The sequence below is a fragment of the Paraclostridium benzoelyticum genome (assembly GCF_001006285.1).
GTDB lineage: Bacteria > Bacillota > Clostridia > Peptostreptococcales > Peptostreptococcaceae > Paraclostridium > Paraclostridium benzoelyticum.
Map to the genome: position 1 here is coordinate 21,672 of NZ_LBBT01000360.1, position 23,641 is coordinate 45,312.

29 protein-coding genes and 1 riboswitch are annotated in these 23,641 nt (G+C 28.1%); of the genes, 23 read left to right on the forward strand and 6 right to left on the reverse strand.

Features of this window, described 5'->3' with window-relative positions; translation table 11 throughout:
* The first annotated feature begins 89 nt into the window (after positions 1 to 89).
* The 13 genes from VN21_RS17360 (at position 90) to VN21_RS17415 (ending at position 9,411) form a co-directional block, all read left to right on the forward strand.
* A complete protein-coding gene (locus tag VN21_RS17360; protein ID WP_046824376.1) occupies positions 90 to 371 on the forward strand; it encodes a hypothetical protein in 282 nt (93 codons plus the stop codon).
* A gap of 26 nt (positions 372 to 397) precedes the next feature.
* Positions 398 to 664 carry a hypothetical protein gene (locus VN21_RS17365; RefSeq protein ID WP_142731145.1) on the forward strand — a complete coding sequence of 89 codons (267 nt, stop codon included), beginning with the start codon at positions 398 to 400 and terminating at the stop codon, positions 662 to 664.
* Positions 661 to 972, forward strand: a complete 312-nt coding sequence (locus VN21_RS17370; protein WP_046824378.1) for an HK97 gp10 family phage protein — start codon at positions 661 to 663, stop codon at positions 970 to 972. Before VN21_RS17365 ends, VN21_RS17370 begins: the two co-directional genes overlap by 4 nt.
* 1 nt (position 973) lies before the next feature.
* Positions 974 to 1,321, forward strand: coding sequence for a hypothetical protein (locus VN21_RS17375; RefSeq protein ID WP_046824379.1), 348 nt, complete (start codon positions 974 to 976; stop codon positions 1,319 to 1,321).
* A 15-nt stretch (positions 1,322 to 1,336) separates the two neighbouring features.
* On the forward strand, positions 1,337 to 1,882 hold the full coding sequence (locus VN21_RS17380; protein WP_046824380.1) for a hypothetical protein: 546 nt from the start codon (positions 1,337 to 1,339) through the stop codon (positions 1,880 to 1,882).
* A gap of 79 nt (positions 1,883 to 1,961) precedes the next feature.
* Positions 1,962 to 2,420 carry a hypothetical protein gene (locus tag VN21_RS17385; protein ID WP_046824381.1) on the forward strand — a complete coding sequence of 153 codons (459 nt, stop codon included), beginning with the start codon at positions 1,962 to 1,964 and terminating at the stop codon, positions 2,418 to 2,420.
* Between the two features lie 128 nt (positions 2,421 to 2,548).
* Complete coding sequence (locus VN21_RS17390) at positions 2,549 to 2,728, forward strand: hypothetical protein (RefSeq protein WP_046824382.1); 180 nt, start codon at positions 2,549 to 2,551, stop codon at positions 2,726 to 2,728.
* A complete protein-coding gene (locus VN21_RS17395) occupies positions 2,729 to 3,298 on the forward strand; it encodes a hypothetical protein (RefSeq protein ID WP_046824383.1) in 570 nt (189 codons plus the stop codon).
* 249 nt (positions 3,299 to 3,547) lie between these two features.
* The gene (locus VN21_RS17400; protein ID WP_046824384.1) at positions 3,548 to 5,032 is read left to right on the forward strand and encodes a phage tail tape measure protein; all 1,485 of its coding nucleotides are present in this window, start codon (positions 3,548 to 3,550) and stop codon (positions 5,030 to 5,032) included.
* The gene (locus VN21_RS17405; protein WP_046824385.1) at positions 5,022 to 5,810 is read left to right on the forward strand and encodes a phage distal tail protein; all 789 of its coding nucleotides are present in this window, start codon (positions 5,022 to 5,024) and stop codon (positions 5,808 to 5,810) included. Before VN21_RS17400 ends, VN21_RS17405 begins: the two co-directional genes overlap by 11 nt.
* Before the next feature lie 46 nt (positions 5,811 to 5,856).
* A complete protein-coding gene (locus tag VN21_RS17410) occupies positions 5,857 to 7,905 on the forward strand; it encodes a phage tail spike protein (RefSeq protein WP_046824386.1) in 2,049 nt (682 codons plus the stop codon).
* A gap of 65 nt (positions 7,906 to 7,970) precedes the next feature.
* Positions 7,971 to 8,105, forward strand: a complete 135-nt coding sequence (locus tag VN21_RS19290) for a hypothetical protein (RefSeq protein ID WP_264303205.1) — start codon at positions 7,971 to 7,973, stop codon at positions 8,103 to 8,105.
* Complete coding sequence (locus VN21_RS17415; protein WP_046824387.1) at positions 8,083 to 9,411, forward strand: hypothetical protein; 1,329 nt, start codon at positions 8,083 to 8,085, stop codon at positions 9,409 to 9,411. The genes VN21_RS19290 and VN21_RS17415 overlap by 23 nt, the downstream gene beginning before the upstream one ends.
* Before the next feature lie 46 nt (positions 9,412 to 9,457).
* On the opposite strand, the gene VN21_RS17420 is transcribed toward VN21_RS17415, so the two are convergent.
* Together VN21_RS17420 and VN21_RS17425 are read right to left on the reverse strand one after the other, a co-directional pair.
* A complete protein-coding gene (locus tag VN21_RS17420; protein ID WP_046824388.1) occupies positions 9,458 to 10,111 on the reverse strand; it encodes an AbiTii domain-containing protein in 654 nt (217 codons plus the stop codon).
* A gap of 12 nt (positions 10,112 to 10,123) precedes the next feature.
* The gene (locus VN21_RS17425; RefSeq protein WP_046824389.1) at positions 10,124 to 10,750 is read right to left on the reverse strand and encodes a hypothetical protein; all 627 of its coding nucleotides are present in this window, start codon (positions 10,748 to 10,750) and stop codon (positions 10,124 to 10,126) included.
* 168 nt (positions 10,751 to 10,918) lie between these two features.
* Here VN21_RS17425 and VN21_RS18810 point away from each other — a divergent pair, with 168 nt between their 5' ends.
* The 5 genes from VN21_RS18810 (at position 10,919) to VN21_RS17445 (ending at position 15,229) form a co-directional block, all read left to right on the forward strand.
* On the forward strand, positions 10,919 to 11,089 hold the full coding sequence (locus tag VN21_RS18810) for a hypothetical protein (protein ID WP_161794425.1): 171 nt from the start codon (positions 10,919 to 10,921) through the stop codon (positions 11,087 to 11,089).
* A gap of 257 nt (positions 11,090 to 11,346) precedes the next feature.
* Positions 11,347 to 11,793, forward strand: coding sequence for a hypothetical protein (locus VN21_RS17430; protein ID WP_046824390.1), 447 nt, complete (start codon positions 11,347 to 11,349; stop codon positions 11,791 to 11,793).
* Between the two features lies 1 nt (position 11,794).
* Complete coding sequence (locus tag VN21_RS17435; protein ID WP_046824391.1) at positions 11,795 to 12,145, forward strand: hypothetical protein; 351 nt, start codon at positions 11,795 to 11,797, stop codon at positions 12,143 to 12,145.
* A 13-nt stretch (positions 12,146 to 12,158) separates the two neighbouring features.
* Complete coding sequence (locus tag VN21_RS17440; protein ID WP_046824392.1) at positions 12,159 to 12,791, forward strand: hypothetical protein; 633 nt, start codon at positions 12,159 to 12,161, stop codon at positions 12,789 to 12,791.
* On the forward strand, positions 12,788 to 15,229 hold the full coding sequence (locus VN21_RS17445) for a type IV secretory system conjugative DNA transfer family protein (protein ID WP_046824393.1): 2,442 nt from the start codon (positions 12,788 to 12,790) through the stop codon (positions 15,227 to 15,229). The genes VN21_RS17440 and VN21_RS17445 overlap by 4 nt, the downstream gene beginning before the upstream one ends.
* 664 nt (positions 15,230 to 15,893) lie before the next feature.
* On the opposite strand, the gene VN21_RS17450 is transcribed toward VN21_RS17445, so the two are convergent.
* From VN21_RS17450 to VN21_RS18050, 3 genes are all read right to left on the reverse strand, one after another.
* Entirely contained in the window at positions 15,894 to 16,238 is a 345-nt protein-coding gene (locus tag VN21_RS17450) for a hypothetical protein (RefSeq protein WP_046824394.1), read from the reverse strand.
* Between the two features lie 133 nt (positions 16,239 to 16,371).
* Positions 16,372 to 16,581 carry a hypothetical protein gene (locus VN21_RS17455; protein WP_021433006.1) on the reverse strand — a complete coding sequence of 70 codons (210 nt, stop codon included), beginning with the start codon at positions 16,579 to 16,581 and terminating at the stop codon, positions 16,372 to 16,374.
* Between the two features lie 393 nt (positions 16,582 to 16,974).
* The gene (locus tag VN21_RS18050; protein ID WP_052952141.1) at positions 16,975 to 17,898 is read right to left on the reverse strand and encodes a hypothetical protein; all 924 of its coding nucleotides are present in this window, start codon (positions 17,896 to 17,898) and stop codon (positions 16,975 to 16,977) included.
* A 335-nt stretch (positions 17,899 to 18,233) separates the two neighbouring features.
* On the opposite strand from VN21_RS18050, the gene VN21_RS18490 reads away from it, so the two are divergent.
* On the forward strand, positions 18,234 to 18,374 hold the full coding sequence (locus tag VN21_RS18490) for a hypothetical protein (protein ID WP_226896734.1): 141 nt from the start codon (positions 18,234 to 18,236) through the stop codon (positions 18,372 to 18,374).
* Positions 18,375 to 18,425: 51 nt separating this feature from the next.
* Here the strand turns inward: VN21_RS18490 and glsA are convergent, their stop codons facing one another.
* Positions 18,426 to 19,355 carry a glutaminase A gene (glsA, locus tag VN21_RS17465; RefSeq protein ID WP_046824395.1) on the reverse strand — a complete coding sequence of 310 codons (930 nt, stop codon included), beginning with the start codon at positions 19,353 to 19,355 and terminating at the stop codon, positions 18,426 to 18,428.
* 162 nt (positions 19,356 to 19,517) lie between these two features.
* Between glsA and VN21_RS17470 the strand changes: the two genes are divergently transcribed.
* The 4 genes from VN21_RS17470 to ribE all read left to right on the forward strand — a co-directional run bounded on the left by VN21_RS17470 (position 19,518) and on the right by ribE (position 23,633).
* Positions 19,518 to 19,943, forward strand: coding sequence for a hypothetical protein (locus tag VN21_RS17470; RefSeq protein WP_046824396.1), 426 nt, complete (start codon positions 19,518 to 19,520; stop codon positions 19,941 to 19,943).
* A gap of 114 nt (positions 19,944 to 20,057) precedes the next feature.
* Positions 20,058 to 21,524: a glycosyltransferase family 2 protein gene (locus tag VN21_RS18055; RefSeq protein WP_052952142.1), complete on the forward strand. Its 1,467-nt coding sequence runs from the start codon at positions 20,058 to 20,060 to the stop codon at positions 21,522 to 21,524.
* Between the two features lie 59 nt (positions 21,525 to 21,583).
* Positions 21,584 to 21,700, forward strand: a riboswitch (FMN riboswitch).
* A gap of 181 nt (positions 21,701 to 21,881) precedes the next feature.
* On the forward strand, positions 21,882 to 22,979 hold the full coding sequence (ribD, locus tag VN21_RS17480) for a bifunctional diaminohydroxyphosphoribosylaminopyrimidine deaminase/5-amino-6-(5-phosphoribosylamino)uracil reductase RibD (RefSeq protein WP_046824397.1): 1,098 nt from the start codon (positions 21,882 to 21,884) through the stop codon (positions 22,977 to 22,979).
* Complete coding sequence (gene ribE / locus VN21_RS17485) at positions 22,980 to 23,633, forward strand: riboflavin synthase (protein ID WP_046824398.1); 654 nt, start codon at positions 22,980 to 22,982, stop codon at positions 23,631 to 23,633.
* Positions 23,634 to 23,641 lie beyond the last annotated feature (8 nt).

The window sequence follows — 23,641 nt, forward strand, 5'->3', positions numbered from 1 at the left end:
TATCTTCTAGCTCTAAAACTAGAAGTAAAAGAACTAAGGGAGCAGAGTAATATCTGCTTTCTTTTTTATTTAGAAAGTAGGTGTTTATTATGCTCATAGATGAAAAAAGATTCAAATTTATAGCTTTAGAGTCCATTAAGGAATACTTAAATAAAGATTCTATAGATGAAAATAACGCTATTATAAGCTTTGTAGTAGATGAGCTTGTAAGAAGGGCAAAAGAATACTATTCCAAACCTATAAATAGAAATATAAAATCTCAGTCTCAAGGTCAAAGAAGTATTACATACTCAGATACAATTTCTAATCCATTTATGATAACAGAAGATTTAGTACAGTTATTGCCATGTCCTAGTTTGAGGCTAATGTAATGTTTTATGACTTTAAAGTTAACTTAATGAAAAAATCTACTATTACTAACGATTTATTCCAAAAAGTAGATACATTTATAATAGACAAGGCAATTGATTGCGATATTCAACCTTCCACATTTGAAATTATAAAGAAAACTTTTGGAGAAGACGTTAATAGTATTTTTATAATGTTTTGTGATGATGACATTGACTTAAATTCTATTATAGAGTTTAATAGTCAACTTTATAAAATTGATAAAAAGTTAGATTGGATTGAGTATAAAATATATTCTTTAGTGGGTCATAAATGATAATCGATAATACAGATCAAGTTATAAATAAGATTAGAGAGGCTATAAAAAAGTCTTTAAAGGAAATGGGAATAGTAGGAGTTGCAGAGGTAAAGGCTAATTGTCCTGTTGATACCGGAAAGTTAAGAGGTAGTTACACATATATAACAGATAATTTTAGTGTAACAATAGGTACAACATTAGACTATGCCATACATTTAGAGTTCAAACCAACGAATAGAGGTGGAAGACCTCATTTTAGAAGGTCAATGGAGTCTCAAATAGGTGAGTTTAAAGCTATATTAGAAAGAAATTTAGGAGGTGTTTAAAATGATAGACACCATAAAAAAAATAGGAAAGCATTTAAATACATTTCATGAATGTCTTAATGAAGAGTTACCTTTAGACTTTGATTATGATAATGAAGTAGGGATGTATTTTGAATTAAATACAATTTTAGGTTATGAATATAAGGATGTTATAACTTTAGATGTTCATCTTGTGTCATTAAAGTCTAAACTCAATGAATTATTATTCCTAGTTGATACAATTGATAAAGAAACTAATAAAAAAATAATAAATAATATCAGAGTAACTAAAAAACCAGTCTGGTTAATAGATGCTAAAGATGATGAATATGAACATTGGATATTAAGTTACAACTTAAATAAATACTAAAAAGGACGTGATAAAATGAAAGAATTATTATTAGATGTTGCTACGGTTTATTATGGCGATATAGATATGTCTAACCCAGACGATTTTACAACTGTTTTAACTGAAGAGAAGGTTTTAGGTGTTACTAGAGGTGGACTAAAAGTTGAAGCCAAACCAAATATAAGAGAAATAGAGTTTAATGGTAGAAAAGGTAAGAAGATAGCTGATATGGATAGGGTTTTATGTTGGGAAGTTAAAGCAGAAACGGAGGCTTTAGAAATAACATCTGATGTTCTTGAAGCCAGTGGATTTGTAAAAGATAAAACATCATCCACTAAATTTGATAAGTTTATACCTAGCATGAAACTAAATCATAAGGACTTAGTTTTAGTTGGTAAACTATATAAATCTAATGAACCATGCATAATACATATAAAGAATGCTTACAACGGAGAAGGATTAGCATTTGAACAAAAAGATGGAGAAGAGGCAGGATTTAAAATGGCGTTTGTAGGCGCTTATACTATAGGATCTGATGAAATGCCAATAGATGTTTATTATCCTAAAGCTCCAACTAAATAAAACTAATATCAAATTTTAGAGACTAGATTAATTTCTAGTCTTTTTTATTAAATAAATATAGAGAGGATGAAATAAATATATGAAAGATATAAAGATTACAACTAAAATAGGTTTCGCACTACTTGGATTGATAAAGAAAATGAATATAAAAGATAAGATAATAAAAATGTCTAAAGAACAGATGCAGTTAAGTGCTAAGAAAGATATGTTATTTAGAGAGTTATATTCCAGAAATGAAAATAAAGATGAGGATATAACAGAAGAAGTTGCTATGAGGTTACTAAATGAACATGTTGATATAGCCAAACAAATATCTGATATAGATGTGGTTTTAAATGACTCAGGTATAGAATTTGCTTTTGATATAATAGAAAAATTACCAGAAGTTGAAAAAGAGTTTAATAAAACTATGGCTACTATATATGGTGTAAAAGAGAAGGAAATAGAGGAAAAGGAAATAGATGAGGTTGTAGAAATGATAATGGCCGTATTTAACTCGAAGTCTTTTCAGGGTTTGTTCAAGAAGATGAACAAGTAGGGGATAATGTCCTGAAAGGGATTCTTGCACAACATAACTGTTACTTTCAGATATTAGATGAAGATTTAGATTCGGTTATAGATTTAATCGATTCTGTTGTAGAGAAGTACTTTGATGATAGATTGTATATGACTTGGAATAGTCAAATGTTAATGTCTGAGAAGTTTATACCATTTAAAGAATATAAGGATAAATGTAGAACGGTAAATATCACCAAAGTTAAAAATAACCATAAAACTAGAGATGAGATTATTAAAGAAAGCCAAGATATTTTATCATCTTTTAGTTTTGAAAAAGAGGTGATGTAATTGAGTGAATTAGGTAATATGTCCTGGACTGTTAACGTAGATAAGGACAAAGCTATACAAGGATTAAAGAATGTTCAACAAGAAGCTAATAACACTGACTCTAAAATGAGTTCAAGTGGTTCTAAAATAAATCGAGATTTTGTTAGTAATGTAAGTCAAGGTTTAGTTTCAACAGGAAAAACAATGACCGCAATAGGTGCAGGTATAGTAACATCTATAGGCGGGATAGTTATGGCAGGTGCAAACTGGAGTGCCGAGGTAGCAGGACAACAATTCTTATACAATAATTTAGACAAGTCTATTCAAAAGAGTATAGATGCAAACGCTAAGAATGCGAAATCTATAGGTTTAACAAGTCAACAATATAAAAACAGTGCAACAACAATGTCTACATTTTATAAGAATATGGGTTTAACAACTAAAGAGACATCTAATTTAAGCGGTGAAACTATGAATTTAGTTGCAGATTTAGCTGCTGTTACAGATATGCCTTTTGATGAAGCTATGGGAAGGTTTAAATCTGGACTTATGGGTAATATAGTTGCCCCTAGCTACAGAAATGTAGCATAGATAATCGAGCAAAATCGGTAGATATCTTTTAACAAAAGACAATACCGAGGTAAATAATTAATTTAAAAGTTAATTATCACCGTAACGCATAGGAGATGAACCTATGCTTTTTTAATGCAAAAAAGTATAGAATATAACTCTCCCACGAGTGTTCGACACCTAAGTCAATATTGATATGGTGAAAATGTATGCTGAACTATATGGTGACATATAGAAGCAGAGGATAAAAAGCCTGTGCGATAACAAAAATTGAACTATGAAGCCTTAGATGCGTTTGGTGTCAATGTTTCTGCTGCATCATTAGAAAACAGTGAATTCGTAAAAGGCTTAGGTAAATCTTGGAATCAATTATCTGATACAGAGAAAATGATGGCTGTTTATAATGAAGTTATGAGACAAGGATCTTCCGCTCAAGGTCTAGCAAAACAAGAGGCTAATGGCTTTGGTATGCAGCTAAAACTATTATGGCAATCCGTAAAAGAAACTGCAGGATCTATAGGAGAAAAACTTCTTCCAGTATTAGAACCATTAGTTCAGAAGTTTGTTGGAGTTGCTGAAAAAGTAGCAGATTGGGCAAACAAAAATCCTGAATTAGTTCAAACTATATTAATGGTTGTAGGTGGATTGGGAATTTTACTAGCTATAGTCGGGCCGATAATTATGGTTATAGGTATGGCAGGTATGGCTATGTTAACATTTAGCGCAATGTCTTTACCGGTTGTTGGGGTGATAGCTGCAATAGTAGCAGTTATAGCACTTTTAGTTGGAGCCGGGATATACTTAGCAACACACTGGGACGAACTCTCCGCTAAAGCAAGTGAAATATGGAACAATATAAAAACTACTGTATCAAATCTAGTTTCACAATGTGTAGAATGGGTTAAGTCAAAGTGGGATCAAGCTAAAACTTGGATAAACACTACTTGGGATAATATAAAATCTGTAGCATCAAGTACATGGCAAGCTATCAAGGATGTTATAGTAAATTTAGTAACTGGTGCAGTAAATAATGTAAAAACACTTATATCGAATATGAAATCTATTATATCTGCAGCATGGAATACTATAAAAGGAGTTACTAGCACTATTTGGACAGGAATAAAGACTGTGATTAGTACTTTATTTACTGGTGCATTTAACCATGTAAAACTAGTTATAGGACTCATCAAAGCTGTATTTAGTGGTGACTTGGCAGGTGCAAAACAGATAGTAAAAGGTATCTTTGATAATATAAAAAGTACTATAAAAGGGGTAATGGATGCAGCTAAAAATACTGTAAAGAGTGCTATAGATAAAATAAAAGGATTTTTTAACTTTAGTTGGTCATTACCTAAATTAAAAATGCCACACTTTAGCATTTCAGGTAAATTTAGTTTAAATCCTCCAAGTGTTCCAAAATTCGGCATAGATTGGTATCACAAAGGTGCAATATTTACTAAGCCAACAGTATTGGGTAATATTGGAATTGGCGATGCAAACAATGGAATAGGTAATCAAAGAGAAGCAATATTACCTATTGATAATATACAAGGCTATTTTGATAACAGTGCTAAGAAGTTTTTAAAAGATAGCAATCCAAATGAAAATGTAAATTACAATATTAACATTAATTTTTCAGATATAAAGGTTCAATCTGAATCAGATATGAAGAAAATAGCCGAAATAGTATCTAAAGAAATGCAAAGAGAAATAACTAGAAATAATAGAAGAGGGGGTTATTCTTATGCACGTTAATATATTTTTTAATAATGTAAGGATACCCGACTTCATTATTCTTAAAGATATAAAGATACAATTACTAGGAGATGTTGATAATATATTAGCATCTTCTAATCATGGATCAAAACATAAAAAGATAAAGTTTGGTAACAAAGTAATTAAATTAGAACTTAGTACTATTTTTGAAAAAGGTCACTTAATTGAAAAAGAGGATTTAAATGCTATAGTTAAATGGGTTAAAGGCGATGATTGGAAACCTTCTAAATTAGTTTTACCAGGATACGAAGATGAGTATTATATGGCCATAGTAAATAATGCTGGTGATATTAAAAATGACATAATTGAAGGTATATTTACTTTGGAGTTTATATGTCTAAATCCTAATAGGATATCTGAGTTTGAAAATAAGCTAGTATTTCCTGGATATTTAAAACGTAAATTACAAACAACAAGAAATAGCAATACGTCAAATACAACTATATTAACTTATGATGGCTTAGCGAATACATACCCAAATATAAAATTTACAATAACAAGTAGATGCTCTGAAGTTAAGCTTGGGATAAAAAATAGTAAGTATAACAACTATATAAAATTCAAAGGTGATTTTAATGCAGGTGAAACTATTGAAATAAACTTAAAAACAAAGAAAGTACTTAGAAATAATGAAATTAATATGCCTATTTTAACTTTAGATAGTAGATTTCATGAAATTACAGAAGGAAAGAATCAGTATACTTTAGAAGTAGGAAATGCTTTAGTAGAAATAAAATATAGGAATGAATACATATAGAGAGAGGTTATCCCTCTCTTTTTTATTATATGAGAGGTGGTAAATTATGCTATATATATTTAACAAAGATGAAGTTTTATTAGAAATAATAGACGATTTTTATGATGATGAATATAAGAGAGTTTTAAATAAAGATTATACGTATAAATTTTTTACAGATATAAAAAACAGTAAAAACTTGATTAGAAAAAATAAGGTTGGATTTCGTGATGAAAATGATATATTCCAACTTTTTACGATAGAAGAAGTAGAGACAAGCTATAGTGATAGTAATGAGGTAAATGTATTTTGTCAGCATGATTATTATAGCTTGAACGATAAGATAATAGAAGATAAGAGAATAGTTGACGGTACATGTAAAGAGGCTTTAACAAAAGCATTAGAAGGAACCAAATATAAAGTTGGTATAGTTGATGAGTTTCATATAGGTACATTAAATTATTATTTTATATCAAGCTTAAAAGCTATAAACGAGATAGTAAATACATATGGTGGAGAATTAGACTTTAGATTTGAATTTAATGAGGATAATACAGCTATAGCTAACAGATATGTGGATATAAAACATAGACTTGGCGAAGATACAGGAATAAGATTTACCTATGATACAAATGTAGAAGAAGTTGTAAAAAATGAGATAATGGATAATCATTTTACAGTTTTATATGGTAGAGGAAAATCTTTAGAAACAGAAAATGGTGGAAATACAAGGCTTATTACATTTGAAGATGTAGAATGGAGTATTCCAAATAACCCCGCTAATAAACCTCTAGGAAATAAATATATTGAGGATTTAGATGCTATAGCAAAATGGGGAAGAATAGAAGGAATATATGAAAATAAAGATATAGAAAATACCGAAGAATTACTTCAAGCTACATGGGACAAGTTACAAGAAACAAAAGAACCGACAGCATCATATAAAGTATTGGTAAATGATTTATCTGGTGTAATTGGATATGAGCATTTAAAAACAAACTTAGGCGATTCTATAATAATAGTTGATGAAGAGTATGATATAAATGTAGAAAGTAGGATAGTTGAAGAAAGATATTCTATAAGAGATATAAAAGCCACAAAAGAAATAATATTAGGACATGTACTTCCGTCTATAACTGATAATTTAGGTAGTGTTATAGGTGGTAACTCAACTGGTGGAGGAGATAAGGATAAGCCATCTATAGATAATAGCAATTTCCCCAATACACTTCCTCAAATACCTATTGTTTCAACTAAGGGTAGATTTTCAACTATAGAAATAAGTTGGACTTATGAAAATAAGATGTATTACAACTATGAAGTATATGCAAGTCAATTAGAGAATTTTAACCCAACTCCCGACAATATGATATTCAAAGGTCAAGCCAGTGTATTCTTACATGAAGTTAAACCTAAACAAACTTGGTATTATAGAGTTAGAGCTTGCAATACACATGGTAAATTTACAGAGTTTTCAGCTCAAGTATCAGAATCAACTACTAAAATAGCAGATGGAGCAGAATACTTTGAGAATGCAGCGATAAATAGTGCTTTAATAGGATCCCTTAATGCAGATGTTATAGACTCTGGGGCAGTAAAAGGTACTTATATAGATGCTAGGAATTTATCAGTAACAGATGGGAATGGAAATAAGACATTAGATATAGATAGCTATGGGAATGTTAAGATTAATGCAAAAGATATAATGATGAAGTCTTCCTCTCTAGAAGAAATGTTAGTTGATGCTAAATATAGTGAAACAAATGAAATAAATAAAGAATTTAAAAATCTTATTTTAGCAACAAACGATTTAAAAAATACACTTGATGAAGTTTTAGAAGATGGAATAATTTCAAGACAAAAAAATAAGTTAGATTTGGAGTCTAATATCAATGACTATGAACTTAAAATAAGAGAAATTGAAGATAAGATTAATCATATAGAGAATATAGAAGATATTATAGATAGATACAATACAGAATACTCTAAAGAGCAGATTACAAATATGTTTTTAGGTTATTTATCGATAGAGGGGCTAGTATCTTCAGTGGATCAATTAAAAGATAATGATTTTATTTATAACAATTTATTAAGTTTTTATAAAAGTAAAGTTTAATCCAGAGGTATATTAATTATACCTCTTTTTTTTATGCAAAATTAAAATGAAAAGGGGTATATAAAATGGGGTTAATAAAAGTAGAGGAGATATTGAAGTTAGATAGATTTAGAGATTTCAAAGAAGATGGCAGAGTTATAGAAAAGGGAATAATAGATGAAATTATAAGAATGGCGTATGGAACAAAAGTATGCTTATAACGCTAAAAAGAAAAAATATGAAATGGTGTATGGTAACTATATCAGACACAAAAAGTTTGAAAAAGAAAGTTATCTTGATCTGTTTTTTAGAACTGTAGAAAAGATAGTAAAAGAATTACATAAAGGATCAATATTGGACGATGAAAGTAAAGAAGAATACTTACAAGAAGCAAGAGTTTTAGGATATATAACTTTAAATGATTTAGTAAATGGTAAATTTAATAGTACTTTAGAGAAAAGAGGGATCACAGTAAATTCGGTGGAAGATTTTAAAGAAGTACTAAAAGATGAAGAAAAAATAAATACAATGTGTGCTATGATGTACACTGTTATTAAAAATTTATTAAGGAAACAATTATATAAACATGACAATCAAGGATACTATTTAGAGTATTATTGGGATGAAAAAGAGAAGAAAAATAAGACTAGAAAAGTGGATAAAGATAATATAAGTTTTGAAATGAACGCTTATAAAGAAGATGACAATGGTAAAACTTTAATTGATAAAATAGGAGAAAATGATTATTATACGATAGATGGAGAGGTTAATGATTCTAATAATTTATTAGGATATTTAACTAACAAATCAAATTCTATATTTATGAAAAAACAAAGAGACACATTAAGTAAGTTTGATGAAGATGGAAATTATCTAGGAGCATTTGGAAATTCAAATAGAAAGCAAGTTAGAGATGGTATGATAAACTCATTAGATAAATATGCTAAAACAGATAGAATGTTATACTTAAATGATAGTAGCTATAATGTAAGAGACGTTGAATTTATTAAACTTTTTGAAATGATAGTTTTAAGTGATAAAAGGAGTGAGCAACTTAAATTAATAGCTAAAGAATTAGATAATAATAAAACCTTATCAAATATTGTATATAATTTAGACGTAGATATTTATAGGCCTATAATTCAATTCAAGAATACAAATCAAGTTAATTATAAGTACTTAAATACTAATTTTTTAAAACTACTGTATTCACTTTTAAATGAGTACAATAATAAAGTTGAAGATAAGTTTTACATAGAACATTTTGATTTAGATGAAGATGATAAAGTAAAATTTTATATAGATAGATATGTAATGACACTTGGATTATTAGCTAGAAAAGAAAATGAACACGAAGTTGTAACAGTAAATCAATTAAGAGGGTTCGTTAATAATATAAAAGGATTTAATTATACTAAAACTAAACAGTTAAATAAATATTTAGAAAGCATTGGATACAACTTAATAACTGAGAAGAGAACGAGTTGCAAAGATAATATATCGTGTTTTAAAATAGAGAGGCTATAGATATTCATTGATTTGAGTATTTATAGCCTAATTTTTTTATTCAGGATTAATACTGAGTAGATTGAGTACAATTCTCAGAATTTTGTTGTATTTGTGAATCACTTACATCACCATAAAAATAATTATTTATATAACTTTTTTCTATAGCTTTTTGTTGTTCTTCGACGGTAAAAGTCATATTTTCTCCTAAAATACCTTCCTGCTCTAAATCTAAAGCCCAATTTAATATTGTATTTTTAACATTGTCCAATACAACTTGAATCTTAGATTTTCCGATAGATAATGAAAATTTAAAACTATCTCCATGTTCTAATATTTTTCTTAGTACACTTTCAACATTTGGAGGATAGGCTACACTTATGCTATTATCGCTATTTTGATTGATTAAAAATTCTAACTCAGGTAAAGGATTAGAAAAGTTAGCTGTTGTAACCATATTTTCAGCACTACAAGTTTCATCAAGAACAACTGGAACATATCCTGAAATACGGTTAAATGCTTTGCATTCTCCAGTTAACTTTCTATATTCAGGAAGCTTAATGCTAGAGTTTTGATAACCATTAAGTTCAGCTGAAATCCAATTCTCAAAATCTTGTATCTTTAATTTCTTAGATACAACTAAAGCATATCTAAGTAGAGTTGAAATACTAATATTTTCATCTAAAGCTTTTTGTTGAAGTTCTAAAATTAAACTTGACATATAAACCCCCTATTAAAATTGTGATAATTGATACAGTAAACCAGAAGCAACTAAATTAGCAGCGGCTCCCTCTAATACAGTTCTTATTGATGAAAGCCCCTCTTTTATAATACTTGGTTTTGAATTTGACTTTTCAAGCTCGGCCTCTATATTTTTTAAAGCGTTTTCAACAGTATCTAATTTAGCTGATTCTAAAGGAATACTTGATAAGTTTTGCTTTAATGTATCATCCAACCAAGCTTTGAGTTCATTTTTTTTATCATAACTTTCATTTATATTCATAGTTTGATTTGAATTTCGAACATTTTGCTGTATTTGAGAATTAGTTATGTTTCCATAAAAGTTGTTTACAGGCGAAGATACAGTTTTTTCTTTATGAATATTTTCTTTTTCAACTTTAACTTGATAGTGAGCTTGTATACGCCCTGCCCCAGCAAAAAAACCTCTATCTTTTACTATATAATTTTCACATAGATTATTTGGCAATATACGAACTAGTGTATCTCCCTCTTCTATTGGAATAGATTCATCATCTATTAAAATTAAATTAGGCTGTACATTAGACCTTATATCACTGTATACATCTCCATTCAATTTTAGTAAATCTACTTTATCTCTCATAATACGACTGTTAAACATAAATTTTTCCTCCTTTATTAATTAAATATTTTCATTATATATAATAACATAAATTTCCAATATCAAGATTACCTTTTATATATTTTGTACAAGCAACTTTGTGTGTACTAGTGCATATAAATAGAGTAAGAGTACATTAAAAGTACACATTAATTAAGGAGGATTAAAATGTCAAAATTAAGAAAGCAATTATCATTTAAAGAGAATGTAAGAGATTTAGAAATATATAATTTTTTAGAAGAAGAAATTATACCGAGTATAGGATTAAGTGTATATGTAAAAATGCTTATAGAAAAAGACGATAAATTTAAAGAGTATCAAAAGAAAAGATCTGAATAGTTAAAAGGACTCCTACTAGCCCTGAGAAAGCAATAAGAGTCCAAATAATTAAGGAATTATAAAAATATAATTCTCTAACTATATTCTACAAAAGAATCTAAAATCCTTCTTAAAATCTAAGGTAACATCTTAATTAGCCAAGCTCCGCCTAACCAACCTAGCATTTTTAGAAAATGAATAGCGCAAGCAGACACGTCAACACCTCCAAAGATAAATATTATTGAGATTATTTTAAACACTTCAAGGGGGAATTATCCATGAAAATATTAGTAAACGGGAACACAATAACTGAAATGATGACTGAAAAAGTTAGTGTAATTAGAGAATTTAGAAGAAGTGAAATAATAGAATTTGATTTTAATACAGTAGATTTTAATACTCTAGATAAGATAATAGGACATATAAAAGAAAATAAAGTATTCTATGTAAGATTAGTTATGATGCTAGCTCTTTCAATACCTTCAACAACTTTAACTGTTTATGCAGGTGGAATAACAGATATAGCTTTAGAAATGTATGAAATTATAAAAGATGCTTGCTTTGGTATATGCCTATTAGGGGCAGCAGTAGAATGTATTAAATGTGTTGTAAGCGGAACTGTAGAACAAATAGGTAAGGTAGCGGTAAAGTATACTTCTTTTGCGTTAATGATTAAGTTTTTACCTAGAGCGGTAGACATGATTTTTAGATTAGGAGGAAAGTAGAATGCTATTATTCAGTCCTAAAACATTAGAAGATGCAAAAACTCTTATAGAAAGTATCCTCACAAAATCTCCAAATGGTAAGCTATCTAGAACTCAAGAGGCAGTAGATAATTTTAATACTATGTGCGATGTAATAGGTGGATTCTTTAAAGGATGCAGCGAAGTAGTAAAGTTTATAGGTAAATCAATTAAAGATCCGAGCTTCTTAATAGATAAACTACAAGGTATTGCACCAGATATAGTTTTAATTATTCTAGCTATATTAATAGTTCTTAGATTTTTAGGATTTAAAGATACTACAAAATATATTGTGCTAGTTCTTGTTATAGCAGCTATAATAGCAACTTTATAGGGGGTATGATTATATGAAAATAATTAATTTAGCTATAAAGCATTGTAAGAAAATAGTTAGTATCTTATTAATAATGTTGGTGTTAATAGTTCCTAGTAAGTCCTTTGCTAATAATGAGTATAGAATAGATGATTATCAACGTAATGAAATTATAAAGCAATCACAGATGATAGATTGGAATCAATTTGATAAAGAACTAAGTGTAGATGAAAAGTTTGTAATGATAGATTATTATACGGGGTACTATATAGTTTGTTCTAGAATGGGCGGAGGAAAGCATGCAGATGTAGAACCTATAGATAAGGAGTCTAATGAGAATATAAAGAAGATAATGGATAGTGGAAGAGGAGGTAAAAGAAGACCTGTAATAATTTTATTAGAGGACGGTAGTTCGTATTTGGGAAGTAGCTTTATGGTAGGCCATGCAGGTATAGACAAAGAACCTTATTTAAAAGAATTAAATAGAAGATCTAACGGATATGGAAAAGGTGAGAACTACGATAAAGTAAAAGGAAATGGTATGGATGGACATATGTGTTTATTCGTTGAAGGATGTAAGAATCATTATAATGGCCAGAAAAATGAAAGTCATGAAAAGAATTTGAATTTCTTAGAAGATAAACATAAGGAGGCTAAACGTATATGAAATCTATAAAAATAACAGACTATTTTCAATTACTAAGTACTAAGCAACAATTAAGTTATTACAAAATAATACCTCATCAAAATACTAGAAATTATAAATCTACTGAAATATCTAAGGTTATAAATAAATGCTATAAGGGTATATCAAAGAGAATATATAAGCAAGAAAAGACGTGGTTTGTAGAAGCCCCTACGAAAATAGCTTACTACATTTATATATCTAAGGATGAAGGAATAGAGTTTTATTTAATAGTTCCAAGTATATACAACTCATTAGTATTAGATCAGCTATCTAGTTGTTGGGATAAAGTAGAAGTAAAAAGAGTTTTAGACATACCTACATTGAAAGATAATTGTAGTAAAATAAGCATGGAGTTTACTAAAGAAGATGCTTTATCTTTAAATATAGCAGATAAAAAATCTAATGAAATACTAGCTAAACAACTTAATGTAGTAGATATTATGAGTTCGGGAGATAAATTAGGTATCTATTATAACTTCAACTATATGAGTCCATATAAAAAACTAGGATTTCAAACTAACTATAATAAGGCAATGGATAAAGTAAAAGAGGGAAAAAGTCTAGATAAAATAAGATTAAATAGAGATTCCATTTTAAAATCAGCATTAAGGATATTAATTAGAGGTGGAGAAGATATATTATCTGGAGTATCTGAGTTATTAGGAGAGAAACGAAAATCTGATGATATGACTGCACTAAATAGAACATTAGGAGTATTACAAAAGAAAGATTTATCTAAAGATACAAAGACTAAAGGCCAACTAGATATAATATCAACACAAATATTACTTATGAGTGAATCTAAAGATAAAAATATTGAAAAAACTAATATACAATCTTTAGCTCAGTCATTCAATGAGTTAGATGGAGATAATACATTAAGAGCTAAGAAGCTGTCAAATAAGCTTAAAGTAGATCTAAATAAATGTAGCCTACCAAGTCAAGTATCATCAAATCTTATGTCTGCAGAAGAAGTTGGAAGTATAGTAGTCCAACCGGGTAAGGAATTGATAACTAAACACAATATAGAATCAAATTCTATAAATGAGGAATCTGTACCTAATATATGTAAGAAGGGATATATATCTACGGGTATATCTAGTAGAAAAGGTAAGTCTCATAAATCATATCTTAATCCTAATCCTGATCAAGATACAGGTTTAGCTATAACAGGAAAACAGGGAAGTGGTAAAACTGAAGGATTGAAGAATTATTCTAATGATTGTATTAAACATGGTGATAGTCTTGTTATCCTAGATTATATAGGAAACAATGATTTAGCTAATACTATACAGCAAATTGTACCTAAAGATAAATTAGTATTAAAAGACTTATCTAAAATGGAGTGTATGGAAAGTATAGCTTACAATGAGAAGTATTACACTGATGATATGGACTTAATGGATAAACTAGATGTAATATCTGAAAAGAGTCAATTAATAACTCAATTAATTAATAGCTTTAATTTCGGTCAAGATCTAACAAGTGCTATGAGGAGATTTTTTGTTAGTGCTGCTAATATAACATATGCTGTAAACCAACATGCTAGCTTTAGAGAAATAATAGACTGTTTAGAGTTCTATGATACTAGAATGAATTTAATAGCTAATATACCAGAAGAATTTAAATCATTTTGTGATAAGCATGTTAGAAACTTACTTAAACTAAATGATAAACATACAAAAGGAGACTTAAAAGGAGAAGACAATGGTGAAACCTGTGAAAGTAAAATAGAACGTATACTTGATAGAGTAAGTGTCATGGCTGAATCTCCACGTCTAGAATATATGTTACAAAAGAATGTAGCTGATAATATTAATTTTGAAGAATACTTTAATGAAGGTAAAGTAATAGTTATTAAAATGAGACAAGATAAATTTGGATCTCAACATATGAAAAATATGCTAACTCTATACTTTGTTACTAGGATTTGGGAAGCATGTGTCAATAGGTACTCTAAGTCAAATGGAGAAGAGTTGAAGAGAGTACATTTCATGATAGATGAACCACACCAAGTTCCAATTGTAACTAATTATCTTAAACCACTTCTAACACAAATGAGAAAGTATAGATTAAAGCCTGTATTTGCCACTCAGAGCCTTTTACAACTAGAACATATATTAGATGACCTAAAGGGAGCAGGATTTAGTTATATGTTATTAGCGGGAAGTGATAAAGTTAACTTTAAACTATTATCAGAAGAACTTAAACCTTATGAGATGGAAGACTTATTAAACCTTGAAAGATTCCATAGTTTAAACTTAATCCCTGATGAAAATGGAGTATTAAGACCATTTATAACTAAACTACCTCCTAAATTAAATATAAATTATGATAATCCATGTAGCACAAACAATGAAGAGAATGATATTGAGTGTAATTCTAAAGTGATAAATTTTCATTCTAGAATTTGTTAGCTTGAAATTTATTTGTACATTTGTATTAAAAGTGGAACATTTATCTTGTACAGTTTCATATACTTCTGTAAAGGAAGTTTAGTGACGTACAGAAGTATATGAACTTACATTATAAAAGGGAAATCAGCTTGTACTATTTTGCAATAACCTAACCACATTTCTCTATTTTGACCTGATACGTATATTGTACGTTTCAGCTTTTCATCCTCAGTTAGATAAATCTTCTTTCCGCACTATTACTATTTGTAATAGTTATTTTCTCATTAATATTAGAACTTCATACGAATAGAAAGTTTGAACTCGTATTATTTGTACGAGTGATTATCTTTTCATTTTGACCTGATGTAAACAATCTTGCCACCAGCTTTTAACCTTCATCAATTTCTTTTGACCTGAGTACGATATTATCGCCTTTAGTTTTACTTATACTAATTTAACCTCATGCAAACAATCCTTGCATCAGCTTCTCATGAGTTATAACTATTATTTAGTTCATATATTTATAATTACCTGATGTGCTTAATAAGCACTATAAGCATTCTTTATAGAGCACTATTTTAAGGTGTTCTCATTTTGGACACCCCTTTGAAATTACTATTTCATTAGCGCTTACTTAATGCATTTGAGTTCCTAAAATGGAAATACACATAACAGAAAATTAAGTTCAATTAAGTTCAATAGATATTTCAAAGCTAATGCTAATCAATGAGTTATCGTCTAAGATTAACTTTAAATTACTGTTATTTCTATTGTTTTGATAGTTCTCATCAAAAGCAACTCTAACTTGTGAAATAGAGCTAGTTTTAAGTTTAAATGAATTAATTAAAATCTCTTTATTTTTATCTTTAAACCCAGAAATTATAATTGAATCATTTGTATCAGATGATGAGTAAAATTTAAAAGAATCAGAAAAATTAATATTATCACTAATTACCTCTAATTCTAAGGTTCTATCTTGATTAAATTTGATTAATTTTCTAAAATCAGAGTTACTTATACGTGTGTACATATTTCCTCCTAAAGTTGTTTTTTAAGAGTATAACACGAACAAAATCAAAAAGTAAATATATGAACATTTCATATAATCATTGGAATTTCAACGTTTATATAGAGTAAAGAATGTACAATTATAGTATTTTCAATTACTTAAACAATTTAAATATATCAAAAATCGAGAATGTAGTTTTTTTATAAACTTTATTGTAAGCTGCTTTTTTGGGGTTAGTTACCCAACCTCTTCCTTTTGTACCGTAACCTGGAATAACAGCTTTTTTAACAGCCCTTTTAGCTCTACCTGTAGTTCTTGCACTAATAGATTTCTTTAAACTTGGTTTTCTTACTCCATATTTCATAATAATACCCCCTATTTAAGTTTATTATATCTTCTCTTTAGGAACAACCTTTGTAACCATTGCAATTACTGTATTTCGTTTTTATTTTAGACATATACTTTGTCTAAGTTTTAATATCATTTTAATTTTACTACTCTTCATTCACAAAGCAATATAAAAATTTTCTGGGCAAAACATGTTTTATCGTTTTGAACAGATGAGGAACAACTTGTTGTGACGAACAGTAATACTAATACCTATATCTATATTATATTTTTACTTATAAGGATTGATACTTAAACTTATTGCAAATACTATATTTGAAATTAACAAAGTTCCTAATTTTGAACTTTACCTAATAAACATTTTAATATCATTTTAATATCATTTTAATATCATTTTAATAATACAATCCTATTTAAATTTATCCTTTTGACTTTCTTGAAGTATTTTCTCTAATTCATCTGGGCTATATTTAGTAAAAGTTTGGTTTATATTATGAAATCTAGTTTTAACTTGTTTATCTTGCTGAGCAACATTTTTAGATTGATATGTAGCAAAGTTCTTATCATCATTATAAATCTTCTCAAGTAAAGAAAAATATACACCTTCTTGTTGCTTAAATATATCAATAGCTTTTACAAGTCTATCTTTTTTCCATTTCTTAATCTTATATTCCTTATTAGAAGAGTCGATTATTAAATGAGTAGTAGATTCTATAAGTTCTTTATTTGTATTAGGAGCTTCTATTTTTTCCACTACAGCATCTTTATGCGTAGTACTAATAGAAGTCTTTGTATAGTCTTTGGTAGTCTTTGGTATAGGTGGTGCAGATGTTGCACTATCCATAGTGAAGATATTGCACTCTCCATTGTGCAGATGTTGCACTTTGTTGGAATCACTCATAGTGTAATTTTTGCACTTTGTTGAAATTTCAACGTTTTCTATGTTTTCACCAGAGTTATGGTTACATTCAGTGTCGTTTTCATACTGTAATAATAATTCCTCTAATTTGTTATAGTCTAGAGTTATCCATAAAGTACGATCGTATTTCTTTTTATTATAATTACCTTTGATTAAGATACCTTTATCTTCTAATTTTTTAAATATAGACTTTAAAGTTCTAACACTCCAGAAAGTGAAATTTTCTTTTTGCCATACATCGTAAGTGTTATAAGTCCATACTTTATCATCATATATATTTATCTTAGCTTTCTCATTAATGTTTAGCCAGTAGTGTATTTGTTGTACTACTATAGCCTCATTTAATCCTAATACATTAGCTGCTAATCTATTTATTGTTATTGGCTCTTCATTAAATAATAATCTACACTTCATCTTCTTCATTCTCCTCTTTGATATAGAAGAAATCCTAAAGCCAACCCCAAATTTATACTTGAATATGATTTAACTTATTTGTTATACTATTAAGTAAGGAAATTAAAGACTTAATAGTATAGCAATTAAATGGATGTTTTTTTGGGTGGCTCTTACCTATTGCCAGTAGGTGAGGGCTTCTTCTATTTTTACCTAATTTAAATTTAGGTGAAGGATAATAATTAAATATAAATTTACAGTCACCATATTGTCACCATTGATAACAAACTTTCAGATATAACCATTGAAATTACAACACATAGAAGCGTGCAAAAACCCATTTTTTAATTGGTATAATAACACCAACTGGTTTAATATTAGCATCGCTTGCTATGGTAAATGTGACTTATGACAAATGGTTGAAGTTTGTTATGCCACTTGTTGGAATGATAATGGTACTATCAATAGCATTGCTTTGTATAGGATCATTTATATAAAGTCATCAATTAAAGAAAAAGCAATCTAATAAATATTAGGTTGCTTTTTCTTTATTCAAATATGTTTAAATCTAAAGTTTTAGATAATTCTTGTAATAGCTTAATCCCTGCAACACTATTTCCTTTTGAGTCAAGAGATGGACCATATATACCAATACCCATTTTATTAGGAACTGTAGCCAAAATGCCACCACCAACACCAGACTTAGCAGGAACACCTATATGCACTGCAAATGAACCTGATTCATCGTATAAACCACACGTAACCATTATTGATTTGGTAATTGTACATATATCTTCAGGGATTAGTTTTTTGTTATTCCAAGGGCAAACACCTTTATTAGCTAATACAGATCCTATTTTAGCTAAATCTAGTGCACACACAGATATAGAACATTGTTTAAAGTAAGCGTCTAAAATATCTTCTACATCTCCTGAAATTACATTTTTACCTTTAAGATAATAACCTAAAGATCTGTTTATATCTCCTGTTCTTTTTTCAGATAAGTAAACTTCCTCATTTACATCTATAAAATCATTATTAGCTAACTTCCTAGTAAAATTTAAAATTCTATTAATTTTTTCTTCGCTATCTTTACCTTTAATTAAAGAATTAACTACTATTGCGCCGGCATTTATGAACGGGTTAGAAGGAACCTCTTTATTATTTATGTTCATATTTAGTATTGAATTAAATGGAAAACCACTGGGCTCAGTACCAATTTTTTGAAAAACATATTCTGGAGAATGATCCATCATAGCCATTATAAGTGTAATAACTTTAGATGTACTTTCAATTGCAAAGTTAGTAGTATAATCTCCAGCAAAATAATCTTTATAGCCATCTTTTGTCAAATATATAATAGCTATTCCTAGTTGATTTTTATCTACCTTAGAAAGGGCAGGTATGTAATTAGCAACATCACCATCTTTTATATACTCCTTATTTTTCTCAACTAGGCCTTCTAGTAAACCAAACATTAAAATCGCTTCCTTTTTTATGAAATTTATAACTAATATTTAATTACCCAAAAAAATAAAATAAAACTAAAATGGATATTGATTCCAATTAAGTAACAATGCTTATTTTAAAGACATATTATAATAAGTAACTATATTTAAATAGTTATGATGGTGATTAATATGATAAAAAGAGGAATAAAAATTATTTTAGATGAAATAAAAAAATTTTTTAACGAACTAGGAATAGCATGTAAATATTTAATAATTCTAGCATTAATTTCATTTTTAGTTGTGTGTATATCAATTTTCGATACTGAACTAGACGCTACTGGAAACCTAGTTACTATACGAACAGCATTTTCTTCTATTGCAGGATATATACTAGAGCGATCAACCAAAACATGCACTTCTAGTCCTAAGTTATTAAAGACTAAAATTTTAGTGGTAGGAACTTTTGCTGTAATGGCGATGATTGTTACCATATGTGCTTATGTAGTAGATATTAATGTAAATAATCCATCTTTAATATTAATTAAAAATTTATTGTTTTCATCTATAGGTTTTTTAACAAGTGCAAGTAAAGATTTTACTGGGAAAGATTTATAAATTTCAGAGGTTTATCATATTAATTATGGTAAGCCTCTTTTTTAAAATCAATAAAGCAAATTGTATATTTATAAAAGTAAATTTTTATTAAATTTATAATTGGGAGTGGATAGATTGAAGAGTTTGAGTGTTTGTATGATAGTCAAAAATGAGGAAAAAAACATAAAGAGATGTTTAGATAGTATAGAGTCAATAGCAGATGAAATTATAATTGTGGATACAGGATCAAATGATGAAACTTTAAATATATGTAGTAATTACAACGCAAAGGTAATAAACCATAAATGGAAAAATGATTTTAGTGAAGCTAGAAATGTATCTTTAGAGTATGCTACCAAAGATTATATATTATTTTTAGATGCCGATGAAGAAATCTCAAAAGAAGATTTGGAAAAATTGAAAGCATTATTAAGTAGCAAAAAATTAGCAGAGGGATATTTTTTTAGACTAACAAATATAATCAGAGGAACTGAAGTAGGAGAATATGGAGTTTTTAGATTTTTTAAAAATAAAAGAAAGTATAGATTTAGAGGGAAGGTACATGAACAAATAGCTAATTGTATTCAAAAACATAATAAAGATAAGTGTATTGAAAATATAGATATTAAAATTTATCATTATGGATATGACCCAAATAAGGTTAATATAGAGTCTAAATATAAAAGAAATATGGGGATTTTAAATACATACACAGAAGAAGAAAAAGATGCCTATTATTTTTATGTTTTAGGTAATGAATACGCAAGAATTACAGATTTTAAAAGATCGATAGAGGCTTATGAAAAATCTTTAAACCTTATGGAGATGAAATATAATTATGTATTTTATCCATACTTAATTATGAATATAGTAAAGGCATATTCAAATGAAAAGCAATTTTATAAGTCTTTAAAATTTATAGAAGAAATTAGATTGTCAATTCCACATTTTAAAGATTTATATTTTATGGAGTGCTTAGCATATATTGAATGTGGGAAAATAAGCAAAGCACTAGAGTGTTTAAATAAGTATACAAATTGCCCAGTAGGAAATAGTTACAAATATCCAAATAATAATTTCGAAAAAATATATGATATAAAAGAAATGAAAAAAAACCTTGAACAAGCAAGTATTCCTAACGATAACTTATTAAGTGCACTAATGATAACAGACGAATATGACACTAGCATTATTAACACAGTAAAAAGTTTTAATGAGATAATATCTAATTTTAATATAGTAACTAGCAACAAGTGTTTAGACATAACTGAATTAAAAAATATAGGTGCTAAAATAATTTATTCCGATGATAAAGACTTAAATTTATTAATAGAAAAATGCAAAAGTAAATATATTATTATGGTTGATATAGGTGAAATTTGTTCAACATTAAGCCAGAAAAAAATAATAGAATTGCTATCAAATACGAATGAAAAATTTTTTACTGTAAACATTGTAAATATAGCAAATAACACTAATTCTAAAGAAGTAAGGATTATAAAAACTGAGAACTCAAACTTTATAAATGACTATAAATATGCATTAATAAAAAGCAACAATGTAGTAGATAGCAATATATATATTCATAAGTCATTTAATTAAAAAATTAATTTTATATGTTGACAATTTAACATATAAGAATTATTATCTAATTAGAATTGAATAATCTTCAGGGCAGGGTGAAATTCCCTACCGGCGGTAAAGCCCGCGAGCCGTAAATGGCATGATTCGGTGAAACTCCGAAGCCGACAGTAAAGTCTGGATGAAAGAAGATAATGTATTATAATGTATATAAGCATATACTATTATTTTGATTTGTAAGCTCTGAAATATTTTATATTTCAGAGCTTTTTTAATTAATTTAATATGTGTATTTTTATGATACAAAAGCCCTGAGTTTAAAACTCAGGGCTTTTATTATTTTCTTTTATAAATCACAAGATGTGAAAGGAGAATATAATGGATGAATATTATATGGGTTTAGCTATTAATCTTGCAAGAAAAGGAATAGGAAAAGTTAATCCTAATCCTATGGTTGGAGCAGTTATAGTTAAAGATAACAAAATTATAGGTACAGGATATCATGAAAGGTATGGAGGAAAACACGCAGAGATAAATGCAATTGAAAATTCAAGACAGAGTTTAAATGGATCAACTATGTATGTAAATTTAGAACCTTGTTCTCATTTTGGTAAAACGCCTCCTTGTGTAGATAAAATTATAGAAAGTAAAATAAATAAAGTTGTTATATCATCTGTAGATCCAAATCCGCTAGTACAAGGAAAAGGAGTTAAAAAACTTAGAGATGCAGGTATTGAAGTTAAGGTTGGAGTTTTAGATAAAGAAAATAAAAAATTAAATGAAGTTTTTTTAAAATATATAAAAAATAAAAAACCATTTGTAGTTATGAAAGTTGCCATGAGTTTAGATGGGAAAATAGCAACAACTACAGGTCAATCAAAATGGATAAGCTGTGATGAGTCAAGAAGATACGTACATAAGTTAAGAAGTGAAGTAATGGGTATATTGGTTGGGATAAATACTGTTATAAAAGATAATCCAATGTTAGATTGCAGATTAGAAAACGGTAAAAATCCAATAAGGATTATAGTAGACACAACACTTAAAATACCTATAGATTCAAAAATTGTATTTAGTTCAAAATCAATTAGAACTATTGTAGTAACTACAAAAAATGCAAATAAAAATGTAATGAAATTACTAGAGGATAAAGGTGTTGAAATATTAACTGTTAATTTAAAAAACAACTTAGTCGATCTAAAAGAAATGATAAATAAATTAGGGGAATTAAAGATAGATAGTATTTTAATTGAAGGAGGATCAAGATTAAATTATTCAGCAATAAATGAAAATATAGTTGATAAAGTTCAAGTATATGTAGCCCCTATTATACTAGGAGGGGAAAGCTCTAAAACTCCAATTGGAGGAGAAGGTGTATCTGATATAAAAGAAGCATTTAAGCTTCATCAATTAGACTATAAACAAGTAGGTTCAGACATTTTAATTGAAGGATACTTGAAAGGAAGTGACAATTAATTGTTTACGGGAATAGTTGAGGAAATCGGTACTATAACGCACATAAAAAATGGAGTTAAGTCATCTAAGCTTATTATTAATTGTAATAAAGTTTTAGAGACAACTGAAATAGGAGATAGCATTTGTACAAATGGCGTTTGTCTAACTGTAACAAATATAAGCAAAGGAACATTTGAAGCCGATGTAATGGCAGAAACTATTAGAAAAAGTAATTTAAATACTTTAAAAATAGGAAGTAAGGTAAATTTAGAAAGGGCATTGAGTTTAAGCACTAGACTAGGAGGTCATTTAGTTAGTGGACATATAGATGGTATAGGATATATAAAAGATTTAAAAAAGGAAGATAATGCAATTTGGATAACCATAAAAACTTCAGTAGATATACTTAGATACATTGTATATAAAGGTTCTATAACTATTGATGGAATAAGCCTAACAATAGCATATGTAGATGATGATGTATTTAAGGTTTCTATAATACCACATACACTACAGCAAACTATATTATCAAGCAAAAATATTGGAGATAGCGTAAATCTAGAATGTGACATTATAGGCAAATATGTTGAAAAGCTATTAGGAATTAGTAAACCTAACAAACAACAAGCTAACAATATAAATGAAACTTTTCTTAAAGAAAATGGATTTATTTAAAATAAATT

What these genes read in the sequence shown, in the direction of transcription:
- VN21_RS17360 (WP_046824376.1), top strand. Translation starts at nt 90, where the DNA reads ATGCTCATAGATGAAAAAAGATTCAAATTTATAGCTTTAGAGTCCATT.
- VN21_RS17365 (WP_142731145.1), top strand. Translation starts at nt 398, where the DNA reads ATGAAAAAATCTACTATTACTAACGATTTATTCCAAAAAGTAGATACA.
- VN21_RS17370 (WP_046824378.1), top strand. Translation starts at nt 661, where the DNA reads ATGATAATCGATAATACAGATCAAGTTATAAATAAGATTAGAGAGGCT.
- VN21_RS17375 (WP_046824379.1), top strand. Translation starts at nt 974, where the DNA reads ATGATAGACACCATAAAAAAAATAGGAAAGCATTTAAATACATTTCAT.
- VN21_RS17380 (WP_046824380.1), top strand. Translation starts at nt 1,337, where the DNA reads ATGAAAGAATTATTATTAGATGTTGCTACGGTTTATTATGGCGATATA.
- VN21_RS17385 (WP_046824381.1), top strand. Translation starts at nt 1,962, where the DNA reads ATGAAAGATATAAAGATTACAACTAAAATAGGTTTCGCACTACTTGGA.
- VN21_RS17390 (WP_046824382.1), top strand. Translation starts at nt 2,549, where the DNA reads ATGACTTGGAATAGTCAAATGTTAATGTCTGAGAAGTTTATACCATTT.
- VN21_RS17405 (WP_046824385.1), top strand. Translation starts at nt 5,022, where the DNA reads ATGCACGTTAATATATTTTTTAATAATGTAAGGATACCCGACTTCATT.
- VN21_RS17410 (WP_046824386.1), top strand. Translation starts at nt 5,857, where the DNA reads ATGCTATATATATTTAACAAAGATGAAGTTTTATTAGAAATAATAGAC.
- VN21_RS19290 (WP_264303205.1), top strand. Translation starts at nt 7,971, where the DNA reads ATGGGGTTAATAAAAGTAGAGGAGATATTGAAGTTAGATAGATTTAGA.
- VN21_RS17415 (WP_046824387.1), top strand. Translation starts at nt 8,083, where the DNA reads ATGGAACAAAAGTATGCTTATAACGCTAAAAAGAAAAAATATGAAATG.
- VN21_RS17420 (WP_046824388.1), bottom strand. Translation starts at nt 10,111, where the DNA reads ATGTCAAGTTTAATTTTAGAACTTCAACAAAAAGCTTTAGATGAAAAT.
- VN21_RS17425 (WP_046824389.1), bottom strand. Translation starts at nt 10,750, where the DNA reads ATGTTTAACAGTCGTATTATGAGAGATAAAGTAGATTTACTAAAATTG.
- VN21_RS18810 (WP_161794425.1), top strand. Translation starts at nt 10,919, where the DNA reads ATGTCAAAATTAAGAAAGCAATTATCATTTAAAGAGAATGTAAGAGAT.
- VN21_RS17430 (WP_046824390.1), top strand. Translation starts at nt 11,347, where the DNA reads ATGAAAATATTAGTAAACGGGAACACAATAACTGAAATGATGACTGAA.
- VN21_RS17435 (WP_046824391.1), top strand. Translation starts at nt 11,795, where the DNA reads ATGCTATTATTCAGTCCTAAAACATTAGAAGATGCAAAAACTCTTATA.
- VN21_RS17440 (WP_046824392.1), top strand. Translation starts at nt 12,159, where the DNA reads ATGAAAATAATTAATTTAGCTATAAAGCATTGTAAGAAAATAGTTAGT.
- VN21_RS17445 (WP_046824393.1), top strand. Translation starts at nt 12,788, where the DNA reads ATGAAATCTATAAAAATAACAGACTATTTTCAATTACTAAGTACTAAG.
- VN21_RS17450 (WP_046824394.1), bottom strand. Translation starts at nt 16,238, where the DNA reads ATGTACACACGTATAAGTAACTCTGATTTTAGAAAATTAATCAAATTT.
- VN21_RS17455 (WP_021433006.1), bottom strand. Translation starts at nt 16,581, where the DNA reads ATGAAATATGGAGTAAGAAAACCAAGTTTAAAGAAATCTATTAGTGCA.
- VN21_RS18050 (WP_052952141.1), bottom strand. Translation starts at nt 17,898, where the DNA reads ATGAAGTGTAGATTATTATTTAATGAAGAGCCAATAACAATAAATAGA.
- glsA (WP_046824395.1), bottom strand. Translation starts at nt 19,355, where the DNA reads ATGTTTGGTTTACTAGAAGGCCTAGTTGAGAAAAATAAGGAGTATATA.
- VN21_RS17470 (WP_046824396.1), top strand. Translation starts at nt 19,518, where the DNA reads ATGATAAAAAGAGGAATAAAAATTATTTTAGATGAAATAAAAAAATTT.
- ribD (WP_046824397.1), top strand. Translation starts at nt 21,882, where the DNA reads ATGGATGAATATTATATGGGTTTAGCTATTAATCTTGCAAGAAAAGGA.